At 72.3% G+C, this 9,226-nt stretch carries 7 protein-coding genes; 1 reads left to right on the top strand and 6 read right to left on the bottom strand.

Annotated features, from left to right (window positions below):
* On the bottom strand, positions 1-2,554 hold a 2,554-nt coding region (locus MLY01S_RS06300; protein WP_067190364.1), incomplete at its 3' end, for a S8 family peptidase.
* Between the two features lie 181 nt (positions 2,555-2,735).
* On the opposite strand from MLY01S_RS06300, the gene MLY01S_RS06295 reads away from it, so the two are divergent.
* Complete coding sequence (locus MLY01S_RS06295) at positions 2,736-3,710, top strand: helix-turn-helix transcriptional regulator (RefSeq protein WP_245232157.1); 975 nt, start codon at positions 2,736-2,738, stop codon at positions 3,708-3,710.
* 61 nt (positions 3,711-3,771) lie between these two features.
* Here the strand turns inward: MLY01S_RS06295 and MLY01S_RS06290 are convergent, their stop codons facing one another.
* The 5 genes from MLY01S_RS06290 to MLY01S_RS06270 form a co-directional block, all read right to left on the bottom strand.
* Complete coding sequence (locus tag MLY01S_RS06290) at positions 3,772-4,539, bottom strand: glutamine amidotransferase (protein WP_070638078.1); 768 nt, start codon at positions 4,537-4,539, stop codon at positions 3,772-3,774.
* Positions 4,540-4,791: 252 nt separating this feature from the next.
* Positions 4,792-6,249 carry a glycerate kinase family protein gene (locus tag MLY01S_RS06285; protein WP_067190360.1) on the bottom strand — a complete coding sequence of 486 codons (1,458 nt, stop codon included), beginning with the start codon at positions 6,247-6,249 and terminating at the stop codon, positions 4,792-4,794.
* A 195-nt stretch (positions 6,250-6,444) separates the two neighbouring features.
* The gene (locus MLY01S_RS12080; protein ID WP_082739790.1) at positions 6,445-7,461 is read right to left on the bottom strand and encodes a DUF559 domain-containing protein; all 1,017 of its coding nucleotides are present in this window, start codon (positions 7,459-7,461) and stop codon (positions 6,445-6,447) included.
* A 319-nt stretch (positions 7,462-7,780) separates the two neighbouring features.
* Positions 7,781-8,668, bottom strand: a complete 888-nt coding sequence (locus MLY01S_RS06275; protein ID WP_067190356.1) for a DUF6707 family protein — start codon at positions 8,666-8,668, stop codon at positions 7,781-7,783.
* A 1-nt stretch (position 8,669) separates the two neighbouring features.
* Entirely contained in the window at positions 8,670-9,212 is a 543-nt protein-coding gene (locus MLY01S_RS06270; protein WP_067190354.1) for an NUDIX hydrolase family protein, read from the bottom strand.
* Positions 9,213-9,226 lie beyond the last annotated feature (14 nt).

Raw genomic sequence — 9,226 nt, 5'->3', positions numbered from 1 at the left:
CGTGGGCGTCGAACAGGGCCTGCTCAGGTGCCTCGCCGGTGCTCTCGTCCACGCGGACCAGGCCGCGCACGCGGGTCTCGAGGGTACCGTTGACGCCGGAGAGGACCGGCAGGTCCAGGGTCTCGTCGGTGGTGTGGCCCTCGATGAGGTCCGGTGCGTCGGCGACGCCCGGCTGCGCGACGACCGGCATGCGTACGGTCTGGCCGTCCGAGCTGGTCCACACGATGCGGGCGGCGGCCCACTTGCCGGGGGCGGCGGAGCCGGCGGCGACGGTGACCTGTACGTCCTGCGCTTGGGCGTTGGCCACGGTGAAGGAGGCCGGGGACACGGACACGTCCAGGCCGGAGGCGCCCTCGACGCTCGCGGTCCAGGTGCCGCCGCCGTCGACGGCGGTCAGGGTGCGCTTGACCGTCTGGGTGCCGAAGAGTTCACCGATGGCAAGGGACGGGACGTTCAGGTCCGAGGCGTCGATCGGGGTGTCGGAGACCGGGTTGCCGGTGTCTGAGTAGACGACGCCCTGGCCGGCCAGGAAGTCGTACCAGTCGCCGCGGTCTGAGTCGAAGGTCAGGCCCGGGTTCATCATGCGGGTCGGATCCACGAAGCCGGCGCCCTCGGCGAACGGCGAGGTCTCCTCAGCGTGGTCGCCCGCGGTTGTCATCATCGCGGACTTGATCTGCATGGGGCTGAAGTCTGGCCGCCCCTGCTTCACCAGCGCGGCGAGGCCGGCGATGTGCGGGGAGGACATGGAGGTGCCGGAGGAGTAGGCGAAGTCCTCGCCGCCCCGGTTCGGGGAGTACGCGGCGAGCACGTCCACGCCCGGAGCGGAGATGTCCGGCTTCAGCAGATCTGACTCGGCTGCCAGAGACGGGCCGCGCGAGGAGAAGGCGGCGACCAGCGGGGTCTGGGTGGCGGAGCCGGTGTTGGTGCCCAGGATCCTGCCGGTGGCGCCCTCGGAAGAGGCGTAGGCCACCACGGCCTCGCGATCGGAGGACGGCAGGTGAACGGTCGGGATGGCGTGGACGTCCGCGTTCAGGCCCTCGGCCTCGGAGACGTTCACCAGCACCATGCCGACGCCGCCGGCGGCCTCGACCACGAAGGACTTCTCGGCGCGGCCGCTCTCGCCGCGGTCACAGACCACGAGCTTGCCCTCGGTCTTGGCGGGGTCCAGGGTGTCCGCGATGCAGAGCGCAGCCTTGGCCGGGTCGGCGCCGGCGGCGACGAGGTCCCGGGCGTACGCCATGGGGGTCTCCTCTTCCAGCGGACGCATGATCGAGGCGCCGATGTAGCGCTCGCCGTCGCCGGTGACGAGGGTCTGCTCGTAGACGGCGTGGGTGGAGGCGGCCACGGTGGTGATCCACGGCGAGGCGTGGGCGGTGGTGGACGCGGTCGGTCCGGAGTTGCCGGAGGAGGCCGCCACGAAGACACCGGCGGAGGCGGCGTTCAAGAAGGCGAGCTCGACCGGGTCCATGATCTCGGTGCGGGAGCCGGAGATGGAGTAGTTGATGACGTCCACGCCGTCGGCCACGGCCGCGTCGATGGCGGCGACGGTGTCGATGGTGGAGCAGCCGCCGGAAGTCAGGCCCTCCCAGCAGGCCTTGTAGGCGGCCACGTGGGCGCCCGGGGCCATGCCGGAGATCTCGCCGCGTTCGATGCCGTCGACCGTGGCGGTCACGCCGTGGTTGCCGGCGGCGGTGGAGGCGGTGTGGGTGCCGTGTCCGCCCGCGTCGTACGGAGAGAGCGACTCGTCGTCCGCCAGGCGGGTGGAACCGAAGCCGTTGACGAAGTACTTCGCGCCGATGAGCTTGTCGTTGCAGCTGTCCGCTGGGAACATCTCCGCGTCGGCGGTCTGGCAGGAGCCCTTCCAGTCGGCGGGCGGGGCCTGGTGGCCAGCGTCGGTGAAGGACGGGCTGTCCGGGATGATGCCGGAGTCGACGATGCCGACCACGACGCCCTTGCCGATCTCGGCCGGGTCGCCGTCAGCGCCGACGAGGCCCTCCCAGACGCCGCCCGGGCCGCGCAGGCCCAGGACGTCCGGGGAGGAGACGGTGTCCAACTGGCGGATCTCGTTCGGCACCACGGCCAGCACGTTCGGGTCGGTGGCGAGTGCGGCCGCCTCGCGGCCGGTGAAGGTGCCGGCGAAGCCGTTGAGCGCTGTGGTGTAGCGGGTGTGGACCTTGCTGGTCGGCAGGCCGGCACGCTGCATGGTGGAGTTCTGGGCCGCGGTCAGGTGCTGGGCGTACTTCTTGGCGGCTGGGCTGGCGGCGTCCAGCTTCTGGGCGGAGCCCGCGGCCGGCTTGGTGGCTGCGAGGCCCGGCAGGCCGCCGGTGTAGGAGGCGACCGGGTCCTGGGCCAGGACGACGATGTATGCGCCGTCCTCGAAGGAGGCGGGCGTGGTGCGCTCGGCGGGGGTGCCGGTCACGTGGTGGACCGCCTGCTCGGTGGCCGAGGGGGCGTTGCCGGGGGCGGCGCCTGCCGCGGTGGCGCCGGACAGGGCGAGCGCGACCGCGGTGGTCACGCCGAGCAGCCTGCGGCGACGTTGCATGGGGTGGGACATGGAATTCCTTCATCGAACGGTGCGAGGCGGCGTCCGGACACCGTGGGGTGACACGGGCGGAGGCGCCGTGACACCCACTTCAGCATGTTGTGACGATCACCACATAGGATTCACGGTGACGCGATGGCGTCATGGCATGCATGCGCCAGACAGGGCGCCGAGCACGAGAGGAACTGAAGACGTGACAGAGCCGCAGGCGCACCACCAGTTGGACGGGCCCGTCCCGGACCTGTCCGCTCTCGGGCTCGAGACGTGGGACGTGGTCGCCTACCGCCGTCTGCTCGCCGAGTCGTCCGTGCCGGTGGAGGAGCACGACGACGGCACTCTCGTCCGCCTGATCGACGCCGGCCTCGTCCGGGTCAGGGAGGGGCGGGTGCATCCGCTCTCGCCGCGCCATCCGCTGCAGGCCGAGGCCGGCCGCCGTCAGCGTGAGGTGGATCGGCTGCGTGCGGCCGCCGAGATGCTGGTCTCCGAGTACCGGGACAGGCCGGGCGCGACCGCAGAGTCCCTGCAGGTGCTCGTGGGGGCGGCCGAAGTCACCCGGGCCGCGGTGGCCCTGGTCGGGGAGGCACAACGGGTGGTGCGGGGCTTGGACCGGGGGCCGTACTTCAGCGCCGGTCCGCTTCCGGAGTCTGCCCAGCACCGTTCGGAGGGGCGCGGTGTGCTCTGGCGTGTGATCTACGAGGGCGAATCCGTGCGCCGTGACGAGACGGGGCGGCCGGACATCGGCGAATCGCCGGGGGAGGAGTCGCGCATGCTTCCGCGGCTGCCGTTCAAGATGATCGTGATCGACGACCTCGCTGCGCTGATCGCCCTGCCGCCGGACGGCATGGCACTCGGACCGGAGACGGATGTGCGGTCCGGCGGCGAGGGGCTGCTGGTGCGGGGCTCGCTGCTGGTGGGCGCGCTGATCCGGCTGTTCGAGCAGCAGTGGAACCTCGCCGTGCCGGTGGGGCAGGGTGCTGCGGAGCTCGACCAGGCCGACCGCCGCCTGCTCGCCCTGCTGTCTGTGGGGCTGACGGACGAGGCGATGGCCCGGCACATCGGGCTGTCCCGCCGCACGGTGCAGCGGCGTCTGGCGGAGCTGTCCAAGTCCGTGGGTGCGGAGAGCCGCTTCCAGCTGGGGGTGGAGGCCTCTCGCCGCGGCTGGGTGTGAGGCGTGGCGCCCCGGCCCGGCCGGGCAGTCATATGAGTGGGTCGGAGGGCGCGAGCCCGGCTCAGCCGTAGATGCGGCGGAAGTTCGCCAGGATCCGCGGGGGCAACGGGGCCTGCTGGGCGCGGATGCGCGCGAACACGTCCTCGGCCTCGTGGGGCTCCATGTAGCCGTGGTGCGCGTAGATCCTCAGGCGCTCGAGCAGCCCGTCCTGGTCCAGTTCAGGGTGGAACTGGGTGGCGTACTGGTGCCGGCCCAGGCGGAACATCTGAATGGGGCACCTCTGCCCGGTCGCCAGGACCACGGCGCCCTCCGGGGGGACGGTCAGGCCCTCCTTGTGGCCTACGTAGGCGAAGAACTGCTCCGGCAGGCCCTCGAGCAGCGGGTCGGCGGCGCCTGCCTCGGTCAGGGTGACGGTGACGGGGCCGGGCTTCTCCCCGTAGGCGGTGTCCACCGTGCCGCCGGCGTGCCTGCCGAGCGTGCCGACCCCGTAGCAGCAGCCCAGGAACGGGACCTCGTCACGGCGCAGCACCTCGAGCATCCGCACCAGCTCCGTCTCCACACGGTGCTGCAGCTCGGACTTGGACTCCTCCGGGTCCGAGGTGGTGAAGGGGCTGCCGGAGAGGATCACCCCTGCGTGCTCGGCGAGCAGGGACTCCCAGTCCACGGGCTGCTCGGGGTGCACGGTGACGTGCTCCTCGAGGCGGAACGCGGTGAGGGTGTCCTCCGTGTAGCCGCCGAGACGGCGGACGGAAGCGGCCTCGGCCGCGGAGGCGTCGTCTTCGGGCCGTGTCTGGATCAGCAGGAACGGCCGTGCCGCAGGAGGAAACACCCCCACAGACTACTGGGGGCGTGGGCGCAGCACGTGCTCGCCGCTGTCCTTCCCACTCACTGAGAAGAGGTCAGCTTCCGGTGTCCCTGTCCGAGGTGAATTCGCTGCCCGACCTGGTCCACAGCGGGCCGGCCGACTTGTGATGCCTACTGGTGAGGACACACCCTCATCGCTCCCGAAAAGCGCGAGCCAGAGGGCATGTCCTCACCACTTCGTGAACACGGGGCGCCGTCCGTCGCCCGTCGTGAGCGGTCAGCGGTCAGCTGCCCTTCCCGACGACGGCCGGTCCGGTCCTCGCGCCGGGTCGCCTCCCAGCTCGTGCCCCAGCTGACGGCCCAGGTCTTCAAGCAGCTCAGCGGCCCGGGCGATGCTGTCCTCGTCCGAGGCGGCGCGCTCGCGGAGGGTGAGGACGCGGTCGATGCCGGCCGCGGTGAGGTCCTCTGAGCGAAGGTCGGCCCGCCCGGCGACGGCCAGGACGGTGCGGAAGCGGTGCTGCGTCGGCTCGGAGCCCGAGACCGACGACCCCTTCCTCTGTGGCGAGGCGCACTGTGCCCAGACCGAGCGGGCGCGAGCCGCGGCGACGGCGGGGGCCTTGCCCTGCAGGGACTGTGCGTCCAGGGACCCCTCGCCCACGATCACCACGTCCGCCTCGGCCGCGGCGGCGTCGAAGTCGGCCATGCCCAGGAGGACCTCGGCGCCGGAGCGGGTCTGAGCACCGAGCAGCATCAGGGCGAACCCCGTGCCGCCGGCGGCCCCTGCGCCGGCGGATGCGGTCGGGTCGCCGGAGACGTCGGTGGTGTCCGCCTTGCCGGTGACGGTAGGGACCGGGCTAGGGCCGGAGCGCATCGGGCCAGGGCCGGAGGGTTCGGAGCCGGCGAGGGCGTCGCGCCGGGGGCCGCGGCGTGGGTCCGTGACGGTGCCGCGCAGGAGCACGGCGGCGGCGTGGCCGAGGTCCTCGTCGAGCTGTCCGAGAGAGTCCTCAGGCGCTCCCTTCTGGGCGGCGAAGACGTGCGCGGCGCCGTCGGGGCCGGTGAGGGGCGCGGTCACGTCGGAGGCGATGGTCAGGGTGACCCCCGCGAGCGCAGCACGGGCACCCGAGATGTCGGCGGAGACGAGCGAGTGCAGAGCCGCCGATCCCTCGGGAAGGGGGCGGCCGTCGTCGTCCCTCCGGTCTGCGCCGAGGGCGGCGAGCATCCCGAGGCCCAGGTCCGTGGAGGCGCTGCCGCCGATGCCGACCACCACCTCGCGGGCGCCGTCGGCGACTGCCGCGGCGATGGCCTCGCCGAGGCCACGGGTGCTCGCGCGGGCATGGGTCTCGGGGCCGGGCGCGTCCACGTGCACCAGGCCGCAGCACTCGGCGAGCTCGACCACGGCCACGCCGTCCCGCCGGGCGATGCGCACGGTGCGGGGCTCGCCGAGCGGCCCGGCAACCTCCACCGCGAGCGGGACGAAGCCGGCGGCGAGGGCGGCGTCCACGGTGCCGTCGCCGCCGTCGGCCACGGGCACGGTGAGCACGCGCAGGCCGGTGCCGGAGGAGAACGGAGCCTCGGATGCGCCCGGGGCCTCGGCAGCCCGGGCGGCCTGTGTTCCGCGGGCAGCACTGTCGAGCCCCCGGGCGGCACTGTCGAGCCCGCGGGCGAGCGCGGCGCAGGCGTCGGCGGCGGTGAGGGAGCCCTTGAACTTGTCCAGGGCGAGCAGCACGGTCCTCATGTGGCGCATCCTGCCAGGACCTCTCGCCAACTGGTGAGGACTCACCCTCTGGGCTCGCCAACTGGTGAGGACTCACCGTCTGGGCTCGCCAACTGGTGAGGACTCACCCTCTCGTGCGGCGCTGACGGGGAGGATGACGGTGTGTCCTCACCAGTAGGCAACGGGGTCGGCCGACGAAGCCACATCCGGGGCGGCTCAGGACATCTCGGCGACCCGTGCCCGGATGACGGGGAGGACGTTCTCGAGCCCGTTCCTCAGGTCGGCCGCCGTCACCTTCACCACCCGCCAGCCATGGAGCTCGCACCAGCGGTCCCGAGCGACGTCGCGCTCCTGCTGTTCCTTCGTGCGGTGGTGCTTGCCCTCGTACTGGATGACGATCTTCCACCGCCGGTAGGCCAGGTCCACGGTCGGTCCGGCGCGGCCGTGGTCGTCCTTGAGCACGACCGCCACCTCCGGCGCCGGGAGTCCCGCGTCCACCAGTGCAAGTCTGGTCCGCGTCTCCTGGGGTGAGCCGACGGCCTCACGCATCAGCTCCACCACCTCCCGGGCCCGACGGATTCCGCGGAAGCGACCGATCTGCTCCAAGACCGCGATCAGGTCACGCCTTTCGACCCGGACCTCAGCAAGGCCGAACCCCTCGACCCACTCCTGCGGCATGAGCGAGTCGGCGATCACCACCAGGTCTTCCAGGGACAGGCCCGACGTCGGAACGCAGAGGTCCCACAGCGTGCGGATGGGGGAGGTGCAGCGCAGGCCGTGCCGGATCACGAGGTGGGAGGGGTCCACCGTGCGGCGGCGGGTGACCACTCCGGGCCGATCGACCCGATGCGCCAGCGAAGTCGTGAGGTGCAGGTCCGTCGACTGCTCGGCCCACCGTGGCAGGGGCAGCCCATGCAGCTGAGCGGCGGATAGGTCCGTGACCACCACGTCGAGGCGATCTCGTTGCAGGGCCGCGGCGACATCCCGGTCCCAGGGGAGTATGGGACCGGTCGTGCGTTCTGCCGCGAGCGGGTCGTGAGCGGCGTCATCTCCGGTGAGGTCGCGGGGGTCCGAACCGTTCGGTCGGTGTCGGTACAGGGCCCGACCGAGTCGCTCGATGTCCGATGCCCGTACCCTGTGTCGGGCCCGATCACCGAAGACGTCGGCGAGCTCGTCCATGGTGAAGACGGCTCCGTCCAGGTGCGGAGGCAGTGGGCGCGGCGGTGTGGGCATGGCTTCACCCTGCCGGTCGGTCCGCCGGCGTGGAGGCGGCACGAGGAATCTGTGGACAACGCCTGCCGGCGCGCGGTGCGACAACGTCCTCCCCGCACACCCGCGTCATGCCGGACCGTGACCTCCGACGGACGGCCAACTGGTGAGGACACGCCGTCATTCGACGTCGAAGTCGGGGGCGAGCCGGTGTGTCCTCACCAGTAAGCGAGCAGGCTGGCCCGCCCCGACCAGTAAGCGAGCAGGCCGGCCCGCCCCGACCAGTAAGCGAGCAGGCCGGCCCGCCCCGACCAGTAAGCGAGCAGGCCGGCCCGCCCCGAGCTCAGCCCTTCCGGCGCTCGGCGGCCCGGGCGAGCTCGCGCACGGTGCCGACCTCGCGGGCGATGCGCGACTGCAGGTCCGTCTCGGTCAGCGTCTCGGATCCGCCGCGGGCACGCAGGTAGAGCAGGGTGGTCCAGCGGGCGCGACGCCACTTCAGCTCGGCGGCCGGGTCGTTCGTCTGCAGGGCGCGGGCGATTTCACGGTCGTAGAGCTGGGGCTCGTTGAGCTGGCGCTGCCGCACCTCGAGGACCTTGGCCGCGCGGCCGGGCTCGTTGGGGACCTCGTCGGCCTCGAGCAGACGCTTGCCGAGGTTGGCGGCGGTGATGTGGTCGCCCTCCTCACGCAGGATCTGGGAGGCCAGGCCCAGGCCTGCCTGGATGGACTTCCAGCGGCCCACGGCGCCGTCCCAGGGCAGGTTGGTCAGCAGGCCGAGGGCCTGCAGGGCGCCCTCGTTGTCCTCGTGCAGCAGGTAGAGGCGCTCGGCCACGCCGAGGACGTCCTCGAGGTGCGCGCCGGAGCGCAGGTTCAGCCCGTGGGACAGCCGGGCGCAGGTGGCGGTGAGCTCCACGTCGTCCAGGTGGCGCTGGCCCACCCCGACGATCCGGGCCTCCGGCGTCCCCGCGTCCGTGGCGGAGAAGCTGGTGTCCAGCTGCGGCTGCTGGTCCGCGCGGTCGGTGCGCACGCGGATGACGGAACCGTAGGCGATCTTCACCTCGCGGCCGTCCTCGAGCGTGGCCACCACCAGGGCCGGGGTGCCGAAGTCGTCCCGCATGGTGCGCAGGGACGCCACGGGCGGCGCGGTCTGCCCGCGGCGGGTGAGGAACATGTCGCCAGGGCTGACGTCCTGGGCCTTGAGATGACGCAGATAGGCGCCGGCGGTGGTGGCCATGTCAGCGGCCCCATCCCACGTGGGCGAGCGCCTGGCGGACCAGGTTCTCGCGGCCGCCGATGAACTCGGACTGGATCTCGTCGCTGAGCGCCTCCTCCGGTGTGAGCCAGGTCAGTTCGAGCGCGTCCTGCCGGGGGTCGCACTCACCGGTCACGGGCACCACGTACACCAGGGAGACGGCGTGCTGGCGGTCGTCCGTCAGGCCGGTCTCGGACGGGGCGGGGAAGTATTCGGCCACGGCGCACGGCTGCAGGGACGGCGGCAGCTGCGGCAGTGCCATGGGGCCGAGGTCCTTCTCCAGATGGCGCATCAGGGCGCCGCGCACGGTCTCCCGGTACATGACCCGGCCGGAGACGAACGTGCGCTCGAACTGTCCGGTCTCGTCGGCCACGTACAGCAGGCCGATCTCCGTGACGTAGCCGAGGGCGTCCAGGCGCACCGGGATGGCCTCGACGTAGACCATGGGCAGGCGACGGCGGGCCTCGTACAGGTCCTCCTCGTTCAGCCAGCCCGGATTCGGGTCAGGGGTGCGCACGGTGCTCATGCCACTGTTCTACC

This window comes from Micrococcus lylae NBRC 15355 (assembly GCF_001570885.1).
GTDB lineage: Bacteria > Actinomycetota > Actinomycetes > Actinomycetales > Micrococcaceae > Micrococcus > Micrococcus lylae.
The sequence above is the reverse complement of the archived record's forward strand: the minus strand, read 5'-3'. Positions and strand labels throughout refer to the sequence as shown.

Excerpts from the sequence above, each read along its gene's own strand:
- MLY01S_RS12080 (WP_082739790.1), bottom strand. The coding sequence starts at position 7,461 with ATGCCCACACCGCCGCGCCCACTGCCTCCGCACCTGGACGGAGCCGTC.
- MLY01S_RS06285 (WP_067190360.1), bottom strand. The coding sequence starts at position 6,249 with ATGAGGACCGTGCTGCTCGCCCTGGACAAGTTCAAGGGCTCCCTCACC.
- MLY01S_RS06270 (WP_067190354.1), bottom strand. The coding sequence starts at position 9,212 with ATGAGCACCGTGCGCACCCCTGACCCGAATCCGGGCTGGCTGAACGAG.
- MLY01S_RS06275 (WP_067190356.1), bottom strand. The coding sequence starts at position 8,668 with ATGGCCACCACCGCCGGCGCCTATCTGCGTCATCTCAAGGCCCAGGAC.